General features: G+C 44.8%; 21 protein-coding genes and 2 tRNA genes. 12 read left to right on the forward strand and 11 right to left on the reverse strand.

Going from position 1 to position 17,953, the window contains the following annotated elements:
- The first annotated feature begins 3 nt into the window (after positions 1-3).
- Positions 4-303 (forward strand): DUF3301 domain-containing protein, encoded by a 300-nt coding sequence (locus tag ORJ00_RS03305; RefSeq protein WP_027669822.1) that lies wholly within the window; start codon positions 4-6, stop codon positions 301-303.
- On the opposite strand, the gene ORJ00_RS03310 is transcribed toward ORJ00_RS03305, so the two are convergent.
- Positions 296-628, reverse strand: coding sequence for an Mpo1-like protein (locus ORJ00_RS03310; protein WP_305975080.1), 333 nt, complete (start codon positions 626-628; stop codon positions 296-298). The genes ORJ00_RS03305 and ORJ00_RS03310 overlap by 8 nt on opposite strands.
- Positions 629-634: 6 nt before the next feature.
- Entirely contained in the window at positions 635-1,285 is a 651-nt protein-coding gene (locus ORJ00_RS03315) for a GNAT family N-acetyltransferase (RefSeq protein ID WP_306126160.1), read from the reverse strand.
- Positions 1,286-1,417: 132 nt separating this feature from the next.
- Between ORJ00_RS03315 and ORJ00_RS03320 the strand changes: the two genes are divergently transcribed.
- A complete protein-coding gene (locus ORJ00_RS03320) occupies positions 1,418-1,645 on the forward strand; it encodes a DUF2789 domain-containing protein (protein WP_027669819.1) in 228 nt (75 codons plus the stop codon).
- A 24-nt stretch (positions 1,646-1,669) separates the two neighbouring features.
- On the opposite strand, the gene ORJ00_RS03325 is transcribed toward ORJ00_RS03320, so the two are convergent.
- Positions 1,670-2,029, reverse strand: coding sequence for a DUF3192 domain-containing protein (locus ORJ00_RS03325; RefSeq protein ID WP_027669818.1), 360 nt, complete (start codon positions 2,027-2,029; stop codon positions 1,670-1,672).
- 176 nt (positions 2,030-2,205) lie between these two features.
- Between ORJ00_RS03325 and ORJ00_RS03330 the strand changes: the two genes are divergently transcribed.
- Both ORJ00_RS03330 and ORJ00_RS03335 read left to right on the forward strand, forming a co-directional pair.
- Positions 2,206-2,490, forward strand: a complete 285-nt coding sequence (locus ORJ00_RS03330) for a hypothetical protein (RefSeq protein WP_306138981.1) — start codon at positions 2,206-2,208, stop codon at positions 2,488-2,490.
- Between the two features lie 2 nt (positions 2,491-2,492).
- Positions 2,493-3,272 (forward strand): DUF2310 family Zn-ribbon-containing protein, encoded by a 780-nt coding sequence (locus tag ORJ00_RS03335; RefSeq protein WP_306138982.1) that lies wholly within the window; start codon positions 2,493-2,495, stop codon positions 3,270-3,272.
- On the opposite strand, the gene syd is transcribed toward ORJ00_RS03335, so the two are convergent.
- On the reverse strand, positions 3,257-3,808 hold the full coding sequence (gene syd, locus ORJ00_RS03340; RefSeq protein ID WP_306138983.1) for a SecY-interacting protein: 552 nt from the start codon (positions 3,806-3,808) through the stop codon (positions 3,257-3,259). The two genes, ORJ00_RS03335 and syd, sit on opposite strands and share 16 nt — an antisense overlap.
- A gap of 74 nt (positions 3,809-3,882) precedes the next feature.
- Between syd and queF the strand changes: the two genes are divergently transcribed.
- The 8 genes from queF (at position 3,883) to ORJ00_RS03380 (ending at position 12,183) form a co-directional block, all read left to right on the forward strand.
- A complete protein-coding gene (gene queF, locus ORJ00_RS03345) occupies positions 3,883-4,725 on the forward strand; it encodes an NADPH-dependent 7-cyano-7-deazaguanine reductase QueF (protein WP_306126155.1) in 843 nt (280 codons plus the stop codon).
- 438 nt (positions 4,726-5,163) lie between these two features.
- The gene (locus ORJ00_RS03350) at positions 5,164-6,708 is read left to right on the forward strand and encodes a GGDEF domain-containing protein (RefSeq protein WP_306139229.1); all 1,545 of its coding nucleotides are present in this window, start codon (positions 5,164-5,166) and stop codon (positions 6,706-6,708) included.
- A 31-nt stretch (positions 6,709-6,739) separates the two neighbouring features.
- On the forward strand, positions 6,740-8,098 hold the full coding sequence (ppnN, locus tag ORJ00_RS03355) for a nucleotide 5'-monophosphate nucleosidase PpnN (RefSeq protein ID WP_306138985.1): 1,359 nt from the start codon (positions 6,740-6,742) through the stop codon (positions 8,096-8,098).
- Positions 8,099-8,911 carry a flap endonuclease Xni gene (xni, locus tag ORJ00_RS03360; RefSeq protein WP_306136822.1) on the forward strand — a complete coding sequence of 271 codons (813 nt, stop codon included), beginning with the start codon at positions 8,099-8,101 and terminating at the stop codon, positions 8,909-8,911.
- A 23-nt stretch (positions 8,912-8,934) separates the two neighbouring features.
- The gene (locus tag ORJ00_RS03365; protein WP_305975066.1) at positions 8,935-9,339 is read left to right on the forward strand and encodes a DUF3192 domain-containing protein; all 405 of its coding nucleotides are present in this window, start codon (positions 8,935-8,937) and stop codon (positions 9,337-9,339) included.
- The gene (locus tag ORJ00_RS03370; RefSeq protein WP_306138986.1) at positions 9,329-10,720 is read left to right on the forward strand and encodes a hypothetical protein; all 1,392 of its coding nucleotides are present in this window, start codon (positions 9,329-9,331) and stop codon (positions 10,718-10,720) included. The genes ORJ00_RS03365 and ORJ00_RS03370 overlap by 11 nt, the downstream gene beginning before the upstream one ends.
- Before the next feature lie 163 nt (positions 10,721-10,883).
- A complete protein-coding gene (locus ORJ00_RS03375; RefSeq protein ID WP_027669808.1) occupies positions 10,884-11,891 on the forward strand; it encodes an isocitrate dehydrogenase in 1,008 nt (335 codons plus the stop codon).
- A gap of 67 nt (positions 11,892-11,958) precedes the next feature.
- Positions 11,959-12,183, forward strand: coding sequence for a VF530 family protein (locus tag ORJ00_RS03380; protein WP_306126150.1), 225 nt, complete (start codon positions 11,959-11,961; stop codon positions 12,181-12,183).
- 21 nt (positions 12,184-12,204) lie between these two features.
- Here ORJ00_RS03380 and ORJ00_RS03385 read toward each other — a convergent pair whose 3' ends face one another.
- The 7 genes from ORJ00_RS03385 to ORJ00_RS03415 all read right to left on the reverse strand — a co-directional run bounded on the left by ORJ00_RS03385 (position 12,205) and on the right by ORJ00_RS03415 (position 17,950).
- The gene (locus ORJ00_RS03385; RefSeq protein WP_027669806.1) at positions 12,205-12,771 is read right to left on the reverse strand and encodes a nucleoside deaminase; all 567 of its coding nucleotides are present in this window, start codon (positions 12,769-12,771) and stop codon (positions 12,205-12,207) included.
- Positions 12,772-12,819: 48 nt separating this feature from the next.
- Complete coding sequence (gene gpt / locus ORJ00_RS03390) at positions 12,820-13,290, reverse strand: xanthine phosphoribosyltransferase (protein WP_370302819.1); 471 nt, start codon at positions 13,288-13,290, stop codon at positions 12,820-12,822.
- Positions 13,291-13,321: 31 nt separating this feature from the next.
- Positions 13,322-14,023, reverse strand: a complete 702-nt coding sequence (deoD, locus tag ORJ00_RS03395) for a purine-nucleoside phosphorylase (protein WP_027669804.1) — start codon at positions 14,021-14,023, stop codon at positions 13,322-13,324.
- A gap of 9 nt (positions 14,024-14,032) precedes the next feature.
- On the reverse strand, positions 14,033-15,247 hold the full coding sequence (locus tag ORJ00_RS03400) for a phosphopentomutase (protein WP_306138987.1): 1,215 nt from the start codon (positions 15,245-15,247) through the stop codon (positions 14,033-14,035).
- 225 nt (positions 15,248-15,472) lie between these two features.
- Entirely contained in the window at positions 15,473-17,638 is a 2,166-nt protein-coding gene (locus ORJ00_RS03405; RefSeq protein ID WP_306138988.1) for a prolyl oligopeptidase family serine peptidase, read from the reverse strand.
- A 142-nt stretch (positions 17,639-17,780) separates the two neighbouring features.
- Positions 17,781-17,856, reverse strand: a tRNA-Phe gene (locus tag ORJ00_RS03410).
- 18 nt (positions 17,857-17,874) lie between these two features.
- Positions 17,875-17,950: transfer RNA gene (locus ORJ00_RS03415), tRNA-Thr, on the reverse strand.
- Between the last annotated feature and the right edge of the window lie 3 nt (positions 17,951-17,953).

Consider the following 17,953-nt stretch of genomic DNA (forward strand, 5'->3'; position numbering starts at 1 on the left):
CCCATGGGGTCAGTATTACTACTGCTGGTTATCAGCACCATTTGTTATATGTTCTGGTTACAACGCAAGCAAGACGAACGCGCTATTGTGGTTGCTAGCCAGCTATGTCAGCAGCAGCAGCTACAAATGCTTGATTGTGGGCGCAACGGCCACAGCCTAAAAAAAATAAACGGCAAGTTGCGTTTTATCACCATTTATCAGGTTGATTTTAGCGGTGATGGTGAAAGCCGTTATCAGGCAGAATTACAATTAAACGGTATGCGTCTGGCGGCGTTTAATTTACCGGCATACCGAATTAATTAGGGCCTTTTGTCTCAACCGGCAGCTTATGTTTTAGCTGCCCGGTTAAAAAGTCTTTTAGCATTACCCAATCGGCAGCCAAACTGTAAAATGGATAGCTAAAGGTAGCGGGTTTATTATGTTCAAATAACAAATGCCCTAACCAGGCAAAACCATAACCGATTACTGGCAGCAGCCATAACCATTGCCATTGCTGGCTTAACAGAACGTATAACAATACTATGATCACCAAACTGCTGCCGATGTAATGCATAGCACGACATACAGGGTGGCGGTGTTCAGTTAAATAATACGGATAAAACTCGCTAAAACGACGAAATGTCTTCATGTACACTTACTTTGAAAGTTGTTGTCTAGGCCGAAACATTAAGCTGCCTTTAACGGTATTAAACGCTAACTCACTCACGACCTGATACTTATCATCGGCAAAAAACGCCCGATATTTGTCTAATGTGACAAACACCCCAATACCCGCAGAACTTTGGTCTTTGTCAACGATAGAGTCAACAGCGTGAATCAGATAGTGCCCCAACCCCAAATGTTGCTGTTTAGGTAATACGGCAATAAACGCTAACATGTGATACCGCTCAGCTGGCATAGCGGCATGAATTTTTTGCTCTTTATCTAATAACTGCTTTGTTGATACATAACCAGCAGTTAGCAGCATCTTTAACCGCCAGTGCCACAGACGACCGGCGCCTATACCGGAGTCTGGCTCGATAACACAGGCTACACCATAAAGTTGTTCGCCGAGAAACAAACCCACCATGGGCTGCTGGGCTTGCCAAAATGTATTGAGTTCTTCCCGAATGGCTGCACGCAACCGTTGCTCATAATCGGGCTTTTCGGCACGAAAAATTTCCATAAACAGTGGGTCATCATAATAAGACTGATACAAAATTGATGCTGCCAGTTTTAACTCATCAGCACTTAGCAACACGGCTTTAAGCCGCTCCAATTCAACGGTGCTTTGCTCAGTTATCATATTTCCCCCTGCTTTATTGTTTTCTTTTTAACCACCATAGCAGTACGGTTAATAATTGCCAAGCAGCACTTGAACGCAAGATTTTGCAAAACTGACTATGCTTAACGTACATCTCTCCACCAAGGAATTGTTATGGACACCTCAGCACACACATTGCAAACATTGTTTACTCAGTTGGGCTTAGAGAGTTCGGATCAAGCCATACATACATTTATTAGACAGCATAAACTGGCGTCCAACCTGTCAATTCAAGACGCACCGTTTTGGTCGACAGCACAGGCGGTTTTTATACGTGAGTCACTCAAACAAGATGCTGACTGGAGTGAGGTTATTGATGAGCTTAATATCCTGCTGCACTAAGCAGCAGGATAGTCAAAACAGCGTTTACAGATATTGATAAGCTTTATCGCCCCAGCCAACCAGTTTATTTTGCTTGAAAATAAGCGGTGTGCATTCTTCTTTCGTGGTTTTACCATCGCTTTTATCGTGATGTGTACGATAAAACAACACTTGTACTGTCTCACCGTCTTTATTAAATGACTCACTGAAATCTGGTTTACCCATTAATGTACGGATATCTTCGGCTGACATTTCCAATACTAACTTATTGACTTGCTCCTGGTTATAGCGCTGTGTTTTTTTCCAACTACTGTCATCGTCAAAATCATGATCTCCGCCAACCGCTACGACACATCCAGATAAGGTTACTGCCAATGCGGCTGCAACAAAAATTTTTCCTAACATAATGATTTTCCTGTGTTGTTTATACATTACATTTGGCTTCAAGGCCTACAATGAAATTTGCAAAGCCTATGCCAGAAATTTAAATGTTTAAAAACAGCAACTTAAAATAAACTTACTATCCTTAAAGAACAAACAATGGTAAATTTCACCAATTGTTAGTCAAACAGGCATAAGTGATGTCAGATACTATACAACTGATGCAACAAGTCGCGGCTCAGTTACAGCAAGAAGGTAAAACACCTAGCCTGGCACTATTTAGAGCTCGTTTAGCGGGGCAGTTAGCCCCGCAACAACTGTTTGCTGCTTACCAACACTGGCGCAGTAACCCTGTTTTTGCGTCAGAGATTAACCGTGCCTCCCCCTCAACCCCCGTTACTGAAGAAGTCACTGATGATCTGGCGGCGACTCTGGCACGCATTGAAGCAAAACTGGATAAATTACTTAGTAAGCTGGATAACTGAACATGTATCTAGCCGAGCTTCAATTTAAGGTAATTGCTGATACTGATTTCACCCGCGCTGAAATAGCAATCCGCGGCTATATTGAAAAACTAATTTTTAGCGGCCAGGTGCTAGGTCGCGAATTCCCAACGGCCTGGCAGCAAGATGTTTTTAGTAGTCGTATCGTAATACCTGAAGAGCAAGCGTTACTGCATAAACACCACAGCACACCAGGATTATACGCGTTACAGCAGCTGGCAACAGCCGGTTTAGCCTATCCGCAATTACAGCTGCTGGGTATGGATGTTATGTCTCAGCATACCGACCCTTGTGAACACGCGGACAATTACATTCTGTATAGCCGCTTTAACGATACTTGCTCAGCCGTTCGTTGTGCTGAACATTTCGCGCCGATCCCCTTGTATAAGCTTATTCCTCATGGTGTGGATCATGAAGCGCTCATCCGTTGGCAACTGCAATTTCAAGCATTGGACGAGATCCAAATGCAAGAAACACGGGTGTTACGAAAAGGAGCCGAGCGCAGTCTGCAGCTACTACATAGCCAACTTAACCGGCAGGGCCGTAAACTGGCGTCGCAATTAGAAAGAGACAATAACACCAGGGTTTACTTTGCCCTTTACAGCGGCAGTAGTACTAACTGTGCGCATGAGTTTGACAAGCAATGCCCTGGATGCGGCAACAACTGGCGGCTACCACAACCGCTACATGATCTTTTTGACTTTAAATGCGATAACTGTCGCTTGGTGAGTAACATTGCCTGGGATTGTCAGAGCCCATCATAGTTGCATGGGGTAATGTCCTGAATAAACGTTGCCAGATCATCGGCTAATTTTTCCGTCACTTCCTGCCCGACATACTCCAAAAATACTTCACCGGTACTGTTTAACACAGACAGCAAAATATCATCGTCCTCTGTAGTGGCAAAAAACACCGTTTCACGTTGCTTTAAGCGCCGTTTCATCAAAATATGACCAATGATGTTCTCCTGCAAGCGTTTCACATCCTCACTATTCCACACCATTAGCAACGCCAATTTGCCTCTTTTATGCTCCGCCGCTAAACCTGCACCATAATACAAACTATAAAACGCTTTAATATCCTCGTGCAGTGTCAGCTCTAGAGCCTGTTCCACATTAGTAAAATCTGCCATGGGTTGTTGCTGAACTGGCTGCCAAGGTACTTGGTTATCAACAATATCACCTTGCTGACAGGGCGATGGACTGGCCGGATCAGCCCAGGTAATTAACAATTGCTGTTGTTGTTGATGCCACTGAATGGCCTGTTGCACAAACTGTGTGTAATTGCTTGCCAGAGTCACGCGATTTTCCGTCGATATTTATGATAAACTGACGCCATTGTAACGTTAACCTCGCCGTGATGACAGTAACCGACATGAGCAGCAGCCAATCAGACATTCTAACCGGGTTAAGCCTGGGTAAAATAACCGCCTATGCCGACAAGTATGATGCCAGCCTGTTGCAGGCCGTGCCGCGAAGTTTAGGCCGCGATGATATTGGCTTAGACGCTGGCGCTTTGCCTTTTGTTGGGCAGGATATATGGCATGGTTACGAACTGTCTTGGTTAAATGCTAAAGGTAAGCCGGTTGTTGCACTTGCCACTTTTACCGTCCCGTATGATTCAGCTAACTTAATAGAATCTAAATCTTTTAAGCTGTATTTAAATAGCTTTAACCAAAGCCGATTTTCAGATTTAGGCCAGGTTTATCAGCATTTACAGCGTGACTTATCGGCTTGTGCTGGCAAGTCTGTAAAAGTAAGTCTGCATAACGTTAACGAAATTATGGCGTTTCAACCAACCTGGATACCCGGACACTGTATAGACGATCTTGATATTGAGATTGCTCACTATCAGTACGATGCCAGTTTGCTCAAAACGCAGCCAGATGCTGATATTGTAGAAGAAAAACTCCATTCGCATTTGCTCAAATCTAATTGTTTAATAACCTCTCAGCCTGACTGGGCGAGTATTTATATTCATTACCGTGGTACCGCATTAGATCATGCCGCATTACTACGTTATCTAATTAGTTTTCGTAGCCATAACGAATTCCATGAACAATGTGTCGAGCGTATATTTTCTGACATCTGGGCACATTGCCAGCCCAGCTTTCTGGCGGTATATGCCCGTTACACTCGTCGTGGTGGCTTAGATATAAACCCCTACCGCAGCAGTGAACCCTATACCCCACCGGCTATCCGCTTAAGTCGTCAATAAGCTGTAACATTACGAGTTGGATTACAAAAATTAAATGACAAATAAAAACTCAAGCTATTGAAAAAATTGATTTAAATTTTTTAGCTATACCTTGCAGACTGGATAAAAATGAAAGTTAAACTGAAATAGTACAATCTAACTTTCAAAAAATGCGCTTTTCTGGTTAAATATGCAGCGCTCGGTAGATGGACTGTCGGGCAGCAGTACCAAAACAGGAGTGCAATGCATGCAATATCTTACCTCTACAGAAGAACAATCTTGGTTACCTTACTATTTGTGTAAGAAGTAAATCAGAAAAAGAATCATTCCTTACCTCAGCGGGCCTTAATGCCCGCTTTTTTACACATTTTGCGCATTTACGTCTAATCAGAGATCGCATTTACAGCGATAGTCGATATACTTAGTTTAAACATGCATTTAAACATTGCTAAGCAGGTGATGCCTTTGCAGAATGACACTAAACAACAACTAACTAATGCACTTCGGGCTCGCAAAGCACTGGAAGATACCTACGAAGCACAGTTTAAAATTCTGGCGTTGTTTGTTTCCAGATTGTCGCTGGTGTGCAAGGGAGTTGATGTTGAGCTGGACAATAGGTTGGCCAAACTGCGAACCGAACTGAGCCGTGGCACAGATTTAGAAAAACTACTGCCGTTTATTGAAGGCACTAGTGAGAGCCTTAAACAGCTCGAAACGAAGCAGCATTTAGAAATGCAGCGCGTTCAAAAAGGGCTGACACAAGCCGGTAAACTTCTGCAACAACAAAAAGGCTTACCTGATCAGCTAAGACGCTCACTACGTGAATTATTAGGCAAAGTAGAAGCGCCGTCGGCCACGGTACATGCATTTTTACCCCACTTAACAGACCTGACAACACTTTACCAGCACGCGCTGCAGGCAAAGCAGTTGCTGGCATCTGAAAACACTGACGACGATCGCTATGGCCATATTTGCCGGCAAATAAGTGTTGAATTGACTAATTTACTCAGTGAGTTAGCCTTTGCCGAAGACAGTGCAGTAGAGATGGATAATATCCGCTTAAGCTTGTTGGACAAGTTGCCAATAGACGCTTTGCTTGAAGCCTGTTTAAAAACCATCAGTATTATTATCAATAGCATAAATAGTGAACGACAGTCAGCAGAGCAATTTCTACTAAAGCTAAACGATGCATTGTCGTCGGTACAGCAATCAGTCGTGTCGTCGTTAACGACATCATCTGAATTAAAACAGAAGATGCAGGTGCTTAATCAACAGATTGAGCAGCAAATTGAACACTTGAGTGAAGCGAGCGAAAAAGCCACCTCGTTAGAACAACTAAAAGCCTTGGTTGGAGATAAATTATCCGCTATTACCGGCTCTTTGCGGGAAAAAGAGTTGCTGGAACAACAGGAACGTCAAAGCTTGTTGGCAACACTCGGTGATATGGAACGTCGTCTTAACCAATTAGAAACTGAAGCCAGCATCTTTAAGAAACGGATTTCAGATCAAAACTTCCGAAGTTTACAAGATGCCCTTACTGAAATTCCTAACCGTGCAGCCTTTGATGAACGTTATCAACTAGAAATCAAGCGCTGGCAGCGTTACAAAAAACCACTTTGTGTTGTGTTAGGCGACGTTGATCATTTCAAAAATATCAATGATAGTTATGGCCATAGCGCCGGTGATAAAACCCTAAAAGTGATCGCCAAAACCCTGAAGAATAGTTTACGTGAAACTGACTTTATTGCCCGATATGGTGGTGAAGAATTTATTATCCTTTTTCCAGAAACCTCACTCAGCGAACTAACTGAGCCCCTAAATGCGCTAAGAGAAAAAATAGGCAAAATTCCGTTTAAATTCAAAAATGTTAGTGTGCCTATTACCATTTCATTTGGTGGAACGCAATTTGATATTAAAGATACTAATCGTAGTGCTTTTGACCGGGCAGATGAAGCCCTTTATGAGGCCAAAAAAGCCGGACGGGATAAAGTCATTTTAAAGTAGCCTGCCTTCTCATTTATTTTAAGGAGCACATATGCATGTGCAGCTAAACCCACTAGGGTCTATGGATTTATTGTCACAACTCGAAGTTGATCATTTAAAACAAAACACCCAACAAGAAGCCTTCAAGCTGTTTCGAAACTGCTGTCTTGCGGTGCTAAACGTTGGTAGCCACACTGACAGCTCCGCTGAAATTTATGAGCAATATCAAAACTTTGTAGTCAACTTAATAAGCCGTGAACGTGGAATAAAAATTGAGTTATTTAATCCACCGCAAAGCGCATTTGTTGACGGCCAAATTATTAAAGGTATTCATGAACACCTGTTCGCCGTACTAAGGGATATTTTGTTTTATCACAGCCGATTACTAAGCCACAAAAGCTGGTTAGATCTTAGTAATAGTGATCATATTACGCACACTGTATTTGATATTCTGCGCAACGCCCGGGTGATTGACGCAAGCAATGAGCCAAATATGATCGTCTGCTGGGGAGGACACTCAATCAATGAAGGCGAGTATAAATATACTAAAGAAGTTGGCTATGAATTAGGCCTTCGAGGCATGGACATTTGTACTGGCTGTGGCCCGGGAGCGATGAAAGGCCCTATGAAAGGTGCCACTATTGGCCACAATAAACAACGCCGTAGTAGCGGCCGGTATCTTGGCCTAACGGAGCCCGGTATTATTGCAGCTGAGCCACCGAATCCTATTGTTAACGAGCTGGTCATCCTGCCCGATATTGAAAAGCGACTGGAAGCCTTTGTTCGCGTTGCTCACGGAATCATCGTTTTCCCGGGGGGTGCAGGCACAGCGGAAGAATTACTGTATTTACTAGGCATCATGTTGCATAAAGATAACCAGCAACAAACCTTGCCCATCATTCTAACTGGCCCCAAGCAAAGCGAGGCCTATTTTAATGAAATTGCCAGCTTTATCGAGCAAACGCTTGGCAAACGCGCGCTCGCGCTGATTGATATAATTATTGACGATGCAGCAGCCGTTGCACGTAAACTAAAACTGGGCGCAGCAGAGGTCAGACATTACCGTAAATCTGTTGGTGATGCTTATCATTTCAACTGGACGCTACAAATTGAATCCGGATTCCAGCAACCTTTTGTCCCGAATCACCAGAATATGGCCGCACTGGACTTGCACCTTGATCAGGACAGCGCCACACTCGCGGCTAATTTGCGCCGTGCATTTTCTGGTATCGTTGCAGGCAATGTGAAAGACGAGGGTATTAAAGCCATCCGTCAACATGGTCCATTTCAATTAAGCGGTGAACCCAAACTGATGCAAATGATGGATACGTTATTAAACGCCTTTGTCGAGCAAGGCCGGATGAAATTGCCCGGTAGTAAATATGAACCCTGTTACAAGGTTGTTCGTTAAATGGCCCATCTGTTACTCATTGACGCGTTGAATTTAATTCGACGCTTATACGCCGTGCAAGAGCGTCCCCATCTCCCTATGGCAGATGACGTAGCAGAAAGTACCAAACTCCAAATTGTACGAAATACTGAACAAATGTTGCAGCAGGCTTTAACGCGCCTCACCCAGGAATTAAAGCCTAGCCATGCCTTGCTGGTATTTGATGGCCGAGGTAGTGCGTGGCGCAAACAACTGTATCCAGAGTACAAAGCAAACCGCAAACCGATGCCAAGCTTATTAGCTGATGCTCTGGGGGCATTACGGTTAAGCATGAATAAGCTGGGTTTTAGTAGCCTGTTACAGGAAGAATACGAAGCTGACGATATTATCGCTTCAATTGCCGTTAAACTTGCTCAGCATGATCAGCAGGTAACGATAATATCTACAGACAAAGGTTTCTTACCATTGTTAGCTGCAAACATTCAAATTTATGATGCCTTTACCCGACAGTTTCATTCAGAACAAAGCGTACAAGAAAAATTTGGTGTGGGTACAGCACAGCTGGTGCGTTACTGGAGCCTGGTTGGTGATAACACCAATAATGTGCCAGGCGTGCATGGTATTGGCCCCAAAGGCGCTCATGACTTGTTAGCGCTAGGAGCAACGCTTACCGAAGCGCTGGAACATCCAGACTGCCATAAAAAGCTGCGTGAAAAAATCCTGCAGCACAAAGAGCAAATCAAAATTTTTATGCAAATTCTCACGCTTAGAACTGACGTGCAACTTGGCTTAAATCTTCAGGATATGCGCGTTGGTCTGGTTGACGAATGCTAATCATGTCCAGAGTGCAACCTACTATGGCAAAATTTCGTATCAGCAAAATGACCCTGTTTGGCTGTGGTCTGGTGATTTATGTACTACTCACTATGGCGGTGTTGTTCTGGTATCAGGATGATGTTGAGCAAATGAGCTGGGTGGACAGGCAAGTATTTAATCATAAAATTATCAGTCACTATCAACTGCAGGATAATATTTCTCAACTGCAGGTGCTGGAACGTCTGGGTAGTCCAGATATCACGATGGCACTGCTCAAAAGTGGCTTTACCTACCAGGTTTTATATTATCGCACGCATCGTAATGCCGTAGATGGCATCACCACTGCCGATGAGTGCACAGCGTTACTGTTTAAAAATCGCCAACTAATTGCTATTGGAGATGCTGCCGTGTCTCAATACCAGACTATTGCAGCCAATGCCAATTAATGATCCGGCCTGGCAGCACTACCTCAGCGCACTAGAACGAGGCTCTGCGACGCTGGCATCAAATGACGACACCGTTAAACTTATTAGCCTGAGCCATCAACTTAGCGCACAACGTTTGGCATTGCCTGCTGCAAGCGTAACCCTTTGGCAGCAGCCGATACCGTTACCCAGCACAGTATTGCAACTAGAATTGCTGTTGCTACTTTGTCAGCATTACCGTTGGCCTGATGACAGTATTCAACTCGTGCTTCAAGCAGGATTTTGCAGTGTACTGGCAACAACAATGCCGCAAGTACGACAATGGCCGAAACTACAACGCTACCCTGCGTTAGCTGCTGCACGGCTATTACAAGGTGCAAATAATAGTACTGCTTTACACCGTGTTCTGGCTGGTTGCTATCCTACGGAGCGCAATATTGCGCCATGGCAACAACAACCACTTAGCCTGTTACTGACTGAAGTGGAATATCTGACCAGGCCCAATCTTCATCCTTCTTTACTGCTTCAGCATATCGGCCAGCGAATTAGTCAGACTAAAAGTGAGTACGAGATTAGCTTGCTACGACACATACTGACGATGTTTTGCCATAGCCAAACACCGCTGTCAGTAAACACAGACAGAAGCGACTTAATCACCAACTCCAGGTTTAGGCAGTTATATCAAGCTAACACGGGTCAATTAGTAGAATATTTAAGTCAGTCTAGTGAGCTGGCAGCCCCCCTTCTGGCTTTGGCCAGCCAGCTAAACCGGCAACAACAACAAATACACGACATTCGCCTTGCATTAAATTTAATAGGTAGCGAACAGGTACCTTATGTATTAGCCGAGTCAGAATTACACTCTAGCATGGCGCAGTTGCATCATCCTAAGCATGCTTTGTTACACCAATTCAGCGCCTGTTTGGGCCATACCATTAATAAATTACTACCAGGACGCGCTCGCAGCCGGGCGTTGGCGCTATGCTTATGTGCACCGCTATGGCTTGAACCCCATAGTTACAACAACAGTTTACTGCAACGCTGTACTCAAGGCGTGCGACCAGCGTTGGACTTTAGCTGCTACAATAATTCATCAACGTTGTCTTTTTTATTGGCATTATTAGACCACTACCATCTTAACGAGTGGATTGAACCTGTGCGCTTATGGCTACAAAGCCTGCAACAGAATATACCCACCGCCGGAGATATCAACGTGCTGACGCTACAACTGGCCTGGCATAGCAATCTGGTGCTGTTTGCAAACCTCAACGCCCAACCACTAATACGTTGCTTGCAACACGCCAAGCAAAAAAATATATCGGATACTGGCAGCCCGGCAAACTGGCTAATGCAGCTGGCCACTGACAGCCAATGCTATTTTCCGCTTGCACTTACATTGTAGTTTTATTACACCATTCACCAGCGTTATATAGGGTATAACGCAGATAACTGGCGTAAACTTGCACCAAACTGGCGTAATCCGCCGAAAAATGCTATATTCTGCGCCGTTTTCAGGCCCGCCAGAGGCCCTCTTTCCGAAAAATATACGACAGCTAAGGATCCCCATGAGCAAGCAAATTATTACTGTCATTAAAGGCGATGGCATAGGCCCAAGTATTGTTGAAGCCGCCATTGAGGTACTTGAAAAAGTTGGCTGCGAATTTGACTACGAATACGTTGATGCTGGCTTAACAGCACTGGAAAAAACCGGTGAATTATTACCACAAGCCACATTAGACGCTATTGCACGTAATAAAATCACATTAAAAGGCCCATTAACGACCCCTGTGGGCGAAGGCTTCACGTCAATTAACGTGACACTGCGTAAGAAATTTAACCTGTACTCTAACGTACGCCCAGTGATCTCCTTTAAAGGCACTAAAGCCCGCTATGAGAACATTGATATTATTACCATCCGCGAAAATACCGAAGGCATGTACTCAGGACATGGTCAGGTGGTTTCAGCTGATGGAATGGTAGCAGAAGCCACCAGTATTGTGACGCGCGATGGCGCAGAGCGCATCGCAGTATTCGCCTTTGAAACTGCTCGGCGCGAAAAACGTAAGAAAGTGACTATTGTACATAAAGCCAATATTCTGAAATCAACCTCAGGTTTATTTTTGAAAACTGCACGCGAAGTCGCAACACGCTACCCTGATATTGAAGCACAGGAAATGATTGTTGATAACGCCTGTATGCAACTGGTAATGAACCCACAGCAGTTTGACGTTATTGTTACTACAAACTTGTTTGGCGATATTCTGTCAGATTTATGTGCTGGTTTAGTTGGCGGTTTAGGTATGGCACCGGGTGCAAATATTGGTACTGACTGTGCTATTTTTGAAGCAGTTCATGGCAGCGCACCGGATATTGCCGGTAAAAACCTGGCTAACCCAAGTTCAGTTATCCTGGCGTCAATCCAGATGCTGGAATACTTAGGTATGCAGGATAAAGCAGAGAAAATCCGTTCAGCTCTGGCTGACGTTATTGCCACCGGCGATCGCACCACTCGCGATTTAGGCGGTAGCTTTGGCACAACAGACTTTACCGCTGCAGTATTAGAGCGTTTATAAGCGCTTGCTCTGATAGAATAGCCACCAAGAGTGGCTATTTTTTTGTCTGCCCGTTGAAGGAGTTTTTATGTCACAAGCGAATAACCCGCTGCATGGCGTTACGCTGGAACAAATTGTTACCGCACTGGTAAATCATCTTGGCTGGCCAGGCTTAGCCAAACAAATTGATATCAACTGTTTTAAAAGTGATCCTTCGGTAAAAAGCAGCCTGAAATTCTTGCGCAAAACGCCTTGGGCGCGGCAAAAAGTAGAAGAGTTGTTTGTGGCGAAAAAGCTGTATCAGAAGCCTTGATACAGCTTTCACTGATCGGCCTTAACCGTTGTAAATGGTACCGCCATCACTGACATAATGTTGCAATACCGCATTGGCGGCATCACGCTGCACCAGTCTGACGACTTCAACGCCAGCATTTTTTAAATACTCATAGCTGCTGTCGTAAACCGGCCCTTCATCAAAGCCAATTGCCCTCGCATCATCGGCTGTAGCGGCGCATACTAAACGCTTAACGCCACTCCATAAAGTGCCACCTAAACACATAGCGCACGGCTCACACGAGGTAAACAGTTCGCGTTTTACGCCATCAGCGGACAGGCTGAAACTTTGAATATTATGCTCGGCCAACATAATCGCCATCATTTCGCCATGGGCAGTAGAGTTATGTAGCGGCATCACGCGGTTAACACCAACACTGACTAGTTTGCCACTGCTTATATCAAAAATCGCGCTACCAAAGGGCCCACCGGTGCCACGCAGCACATTTTGTTTAGACAGCTCAACGGCCAGCGCCATTTTATCGTCATCGTTTTGATACACTTTCTGCCAATCGACCAGCTCATCAACCCAAGCTGGTAGATCCAATATTATTTGATGTTTACTCATCATTCGTCCTTCAAAACAAAGCCCGCAAAAGCGGGCCCGTTAATGCTGTTATTTTTCCGCCAGCGGGGCGCTGTAGGCTAGCTCCATATCCCATGGCAACTGGATCCAGGTGTCTTGCTCAATATCGGTAACGTAATGGTCAACCAAGGGTTTACCCTGTGGTTTGGCATACACGGTAACAAAACACGCTTTAGGGAAGTGCTCACGCAAGGCTTTTGCTGTTTCGCCGGTATCCACCAGATCGTCCACAATAAGCAGACTTGTCGAATCTGCTAAACTGGCATCTTTTAACACACTAAGGCTGCCCTGTTTGTCATGCTCGTAGCTGGCAACACAAATACTGTCTACCACACGAATGTTTAACTCGCGCGCCAAAATAGCAGCAGGCACCAAGCCGCCGCGGCTAACTGCCACAATAGCGTCGTATTTCTTGTCCAGCAACTGATGCGCCAACTCTTTAGTAGCACGGTGAAAGGCTTCCCATGATACATAGAACATTTTGTTGGTTGATAATGACATAGCGTTATCCTGCAAAATCAGATAAGAAAAATTATAAGCAGCCTAATGCCACTTCCACCATTTCATTGAAACTGGTTTGACGTAACTCTGCGCTTAACGCTTCTCCAGTGCGGATATGATCGCTCACTGTAAAAATGGCTAAGGCATTAATGCCGTACTCTGCCGCTACACCATATAACCCGGCAGCTTCCATTTCAACGGCTAATACACCGTATTTTTCCAGCGTATCGAACAAGGTTTCACTTGGGTTATAAAACAAATCAGAGGTAAAAACATTGCCCACTTTAACGTCAATATTTTTCGCTCGCGCCGCTGCAACGGCTTTCTCTAATAACGAAAAGCTGGCCATAGCAGCAAAATCCATACCGGCCAGACGGTTGCGGTTCACGTTAGAGTCCGTACTGGCGCCCATACCGATAACCACGTCACGTACGTTTACACTCAGCGGCAAACCACCACAGGAGCCAATACGGATAATGTTTTTCACACCGTAAAACTTTACCAACTCTGTAGCATAAAGCGACATCGATGGAATACCCATGCCAGAACCTAATACGCTAACCGGCTTACCATTATAGGTACCCGTGTAACCAAACATGTTGCGTACAGTATTAACGCAAACTGCATCCGTTAAAAACGTTTCTGCGATGTGTTTTGCCCTAAGCGGATCGCCTGGCATTAAAACAGTTTCAGCAAAGGCGCCTGCTGGCGCATTAATATGCGGAGTGGCCATAATGGTCTCTTAGTTTAAGTTGGTTAAAAATGAATCGCCGTGCGCCATAGCGTCCAGCCCAAAATAGTCGGCCAAAGTCTGGCCTATATCAGCAAACGTCATACGTTCGCCTAAATCAACGTCTTGTATGCCGGGTTTATACACTAGCACCGGAATATATTCCCGAGTGTGTTCAGTACCTGGCCAGGTTGGATCACAACCGTGATCTGCGGTAAGTATTAATAAGGTATCAGGTTCACAAGCTGCAATTATTGCTGGTAAACGCTGGTCAAAATACTCCAGTGCTTCACCATATCCAATAGGATCGCGTCGGTGACCAAAGTTTTGATCAAAATCGACCAGGTTAGTAAACACTAAGCTATTGTCTGCTTGGATTGCCATCTGTTGCAGTGTTTGATCGACTAAGTCAGGTAAACCAGTTGCCTTAATACTTTCACTGATACCCTGATGCGCATAAATATCAGCAATTTTGCCAATACTAACTACCTTGCCGCCTGCAGCCGTAAGCTTATCCAACACTGTAGCCGCAGGGGGCAGCACAGAATAGTCACGACGGTTACCCGTGCGGGCATAGTTTGCCGCGTTATCACCTAAAAATGGCCTGGCAATGACTCGACCAATGTTATATTTGTCTAGCAACTGCCTGGCAACCAAACAAAAATCCAGCAACCGCGCTAAACCAAAGTGCTCTTCATGTGCCGCAACCTGAAACACACTGTCAGCTGAGGTATAACAAATAGGCATTCCAGTTTTGATATGTTCGTCACCCAGTTTAACTAGAATGTCGGTGCCCGAAGCATGGCAGTTGCCCAATATACCGGGCACGCCTGTTAAGCGACATAATTCATCGAGAAAATCGGCAGGGAAGCTGTTGGTTTTGTCATAAAAATAGCCCCAGTCAAACAACACAGGTACACCGGCCATTTCCCAGTGCCCGCTAGGGGTATCTTTACCGCTGCTAAGTTCCCTCGCAAAACCATAACCGCCATTAACCGTTGTCGCATCAACAATATCAGCTTGCTGGCCACCAGAAGCCGCAGCGCCTGCTTTTACCAGCCCCAGTTTAGCCAAATTAGGCAACGCTAGCTGGCGACCTTTTTTTGCATGAAATACTTTAGCAATACTGGCAAAGGTATTAGCGCCGACATCGCCAAATTTGTCGGCATCGGGAGCATAGCCAATGCCAAAGCTATCTAGTACCAGAATTACTGCTTTTTTTGCCATTGTCCCGCTCCTGCGTTGAATGTTAGCCAGGCGTTTAGCTTGTCACGCTATATTGCAACCGACTGCAAGCAGCAATACGGTTTTAACAATAACACCAGCACACTTTTTAAAAAGGGCACGCAGTGTAAAACGAAGCGCTTTGCTTTACAAGATTGATGTAAATTAATAGCATCGGGAAATAAAAGAACCCGCCAAAAGTGGCGGGTTCTTTTAACTAAAAACGTTTTATGGCAGTTGTTTATAACCCATGTTGTAGAGGGTAAAACTAAAAATATCCGCCATTTGCTCTATCTGCTTAGACACAGGTGTACCGGCACCGTGTCCAGCGTTGGTTTCAATACGGATTAGCTGTGGGTTTACACCCGCATCTTTCGCTTGTAGCTCTGCCGCAAACTTAAATGAGTGTGCAGGAACAACCCTGTCATCGTGATCTGCCGTGGTCACCATCGTAGCAGGGTATGCGACACCAGCTTTGACATTGTGCACTGGTGAATAGCCACGCAAGTAGTCAAACATCTCTTGGCTTTGCTCACTGGTACCGTAGTCATAAGCCCAACCCGCCCCTGCGGTGAATGTATGATAGCGAAGCATATCCATTACCCCAACTGCAGGTAAGGCAACCTTCACCAGTTCAGGCCGTTGAGTCATCACGGCACCCACTAACAAACCACCATTTGAGCCGCCGCGAATAGCCAATTTAGCGCTAGAGGTGTAGCCTTCTTTTTGTAAAAACTCAGCAGCGGCAATAAAGTCATCAAACACATTTTGCTTCTGTAACTGAGTGCCCGCTTTGTGCCACGCTTTGCCGTATTCGCCACCGCCGCGCAGATTTGGCACTGCATACACGCCACCCATGTCTAACCAAACTGCATTAGGAATGCTAAATCCCGGCGTCAAGCTAACATTAAAACCACCATAGCCATATAAAATGGTTGGGTTGGTGCCATCACGCTTCAGGCCTTTTTTGTAGCTGATGATCATCGGTACCTTAGTACCATCTTTAGAGCTGTAAAAAACTTGTTCTGAGACATAGTTTTCGCTATCAAACTCTGCGCCAGATTTACGATACACGTCCGAGCTACCTGATGCGGGGTCAAAGCCATAAATGGTCTGTGCCGTGGTGTAATTGGTAAATGTATAGTACAAGGTTGAGTCTTGCTTTTTACCGCTAAAACCGCCAACACTGCCAATACCGGGCAAACTTACTTCACGAACCAGTTTACCGCTGTAGTCGTATTGTTGAATTTTAGAAATTGCATCCACCATATACTCAGCAAAGATAAAACCGGCACCGGTTGAAACGCTTAGTACATTGTCAGTTTGCGGGATAAGATCTTGCCAGTTTTCCGGCTGCGGTTGGGCAACATCAACCGTTACAACTTTTTTGTTTGGCGCGTTAAGGTTTGTCACCAAGTACAACTTACTACCGTCATTATCCAGTAAATCAGTGTCTGAGTCAGTATGGTCTAAAATAGTAACCAAGCCACTTTCAGGTTTGGTTAGGTCTTTTAAAAACAGCTTATTACCCGATGTAGAAACCGCTGCAGAAATAAGCAAGTAACGATCATCCTCCGTGACAGATGCGCCTACATAACGGTGTTTTTCTGCGTCAGTACCACCAAATATAACCGGATCATCTTTTTGTGCAGTACCCAGTTTATGGTAATACAATTTATGTTGATCTGTTTTCGCTGATAATTCACTGCCATCCGGTTTATCATAACTGGAGTAATAGAACCCTTCATTGCCAAACCAGTTAATACCGCTAAATTTCACATCGACCAATGCTGTTTCCAACTGCTGTTTGGTCTCAACGTCAATCACGATAATTTTGCGCCAGTCACTGCCGCCTTCTGAAATAGAATAAGCCAGTTTTGAACCGTCTTTTGAAAAACTGGTTTCGGCTAAAGACGTAGTACCGTCTGTACTAAAGGTGTTAGGATCTAAAAACACCTCACTGCTACCATCCTCTAATACACGGTACAATACGTACTGATTTTGCAAACCGTCATTTTTGTAAAAATAACTATACTTACCCTCTTTGAAGGGTGCTGAAACCTTCTCATAATTCCATGATTTAGCAAGTTTCTGCTTAATTTGCTCACGATAAGGGATTTGTTCAAGATAGCTAAAAGTGACTTTATTTTGTGCTTTTACCCAGCTCTCAGTTTCACTACTGCGATCATCTTCCAGCCAACGGTAGGGGTCAGCAATGCTTTGCGTAAAATAGGTATCTACTACGTCGCCCTGTGCAGTTTGTGGGTAGCTTAATGCGTTTTTTGTGGCTTCAGTCATGGTTACACTATTGGGTTCTACGACGTTGTCGGTTTTTTGTTCGCTGCCGCAGGCAGCCAATAAGGAGAGCGTTAGGATACTTAGCACATGTTTCATCTACGAAAACTCCGTGTTACTTGTTGTTTTATTTTGTCGGAGCTTAACAAAGATGTGGCGTTTTGCCTATTTCAGTTCTGCGCTTTTTATGCATGAGCTGCCGTAAAGCAAAAAGGCCAGTCATAAGACTGGCCTTTAAACATGGTGCCCAGACCCGGAATCGAACCAGGGACACGCGGATTTTCAATCCGCTGCTCTACCGACTGAGCTATCTGGGCAAAACTGTGCTACGTAAATGGTGCCGCTTATCCGAGTCGAACGGATGACCTACTGATTACAAGTCAGTTGCTCTACCAACTGAGCTAAAGCGGCAAA

The sequence above is a fragment of the Rheinheimera baltica genome (assembly GCF_030731985.1).
GTDB lineage: Bacteria > Pseudomonadota > Gammaproteobacteria > Enterobacterales > Alteromonadaceae > Alishewanella > Alishewanella baltica.

Excerpts from the sequence above, each read along its gene's own strand:
- ORJ00_RS03305 (WP_027669822.1), top strand. The coding sequence starts at position 4 with ATGGGGTCAGTATTACTACTGCTGGTTATCAGCACCATTTGTTATATG.
- ORJ00_RS03310 (WP_305975080.1), bottom strand. The coding sequence starts at position 628 with ATGAAGACATTTCGTCGTTTTAGCGAGTTTTATCCGTATTATTTAACT.
- ORJ00_RS03315 (WP_306126160.1), bottom strand. The coding sequence starts at position 1,285 with ATGATAACTGAGCAAAGCACCGTTGAATTGGAGCGGCTTAAAGCCGTG.
- ORJ00_RS03320 (WP_027669819.1), top strand. The coding sequence starts at position 1,418 with ATGGACACCTCAGCACACACATTGCAAACATTGTTTACTCAGTTGGGC.
- ORJ00_RS03325 (WP_027669818.1), bottom strand. The coding sequence starts at position 2,029 with ATGTTAGGAAAAATTTTTGTTGCAGCCGCATTGGCAGTAACCTTATCT.
- ORJ00_RS03330 (WP_306138981.1), top strand. The coding sequence starts at position 2,206 with ATGTCAGATACTATACAACTGATGCAACAAGTCGCGGCTCAGTTACAG.
- ORJ00_RS03335 (WP_306138982.1), top strand. The coding sequence starts at position 2,493 with ATGTATCTAGCCGAGCTTCAATTTAAGGTAATTGCTGATACTGATTTC.
- queF (WP_306126155.1), top strand. The coding sequence starts at position 3,883 with ATGAGCAGCAGCCAATCAGACATTCTAACCGGGTTAAGCCTGGGTAAA.
- ORJ00_RS03350 (WP_306139229.1), top strand. The coding sequence starts at position 5,164 with ATGCCTTTGCAGAATGACACTAAACAACAACTAACTAATGCACTTCGG.
- ppnN (WP_306138985.1), top strand. The coding sequence starts at position 6,740 with ATGCATGTGCAGCTAAACCCACTAGGGTCTATGGATTTATTGTCACAA.
- xni (WP_306136822.1), top strand. The coding sequence starts at position 8,099 with ATGGCCCATCTGTTACTCATTGACGCGTTGAATTTAATTCGACGCTTA.
- ORJ00_RS03365 (WP_305975066.1), top strand. The coding sequence starts at position 8,935 with ATGGCAAAATTTCGTATCAGCAAAATGACCCTGTTTGGCTGTGGTCTG.
- ORJ00_RS03370 (WP_306138986.1), top strand. The coding sequence starts at position 9,329 with ATGCCAATTAATGATCCGGCCTGGCAGCACTACCTCAGCGCACTAGAA.
- ORJ00_RS03375 (WP_027669808.1), top strand. The coding sequence starts at position 10,884 with ATGAGCAAGCAAATTATTACTGTCATTAAAGGCGATGGCATAGGCCCA.
- ORJ00_RS03380 (WP_306126150.1), top strand. The coding sequence starts at position 11,959 with ATGTCACAAGCGAATAACCCGCTGCATGGCGTTACGCTGGAACAAATT.
- ORJ00_RS03385 (WP_027669806.1), bottom strand. The coding sequence starts at position 12,771 with ATGAGTAAACATCAAATAATATTGGATCTACCAGCTTGGGTTGATGAG.
- gpt (WP_370302819.1), bottom strand. The coding sequence starts at position 13,290 with ATGTCATTATCAACCAACAAAATGTTCTATGTATCATGGGAAGCCTTT.
- deoD (WP_027669804.1), bottom strand. The coding sequence starts at position 14,023 with ATGGCCACTCCGCATATTAATGCGCCAGCAGGCGCCTTTGCTGAAACT.
- ORJ00_RS03400 (WP_306138987.1), bottom strand. The coding sequence starts at position 15,247 with ATGGCAAAAAAAGCAGTAATTCTGGTACTAGATAGCTTTGGCATTGGC.
- ORJ00_RS03405 (WP_306138988.1), bottom strand. The coding sequence starts at position 17,638 with ATGAAACATGTGCTAAGTATCCTAACGCTCTCCTTATTGGCTGCCTGC.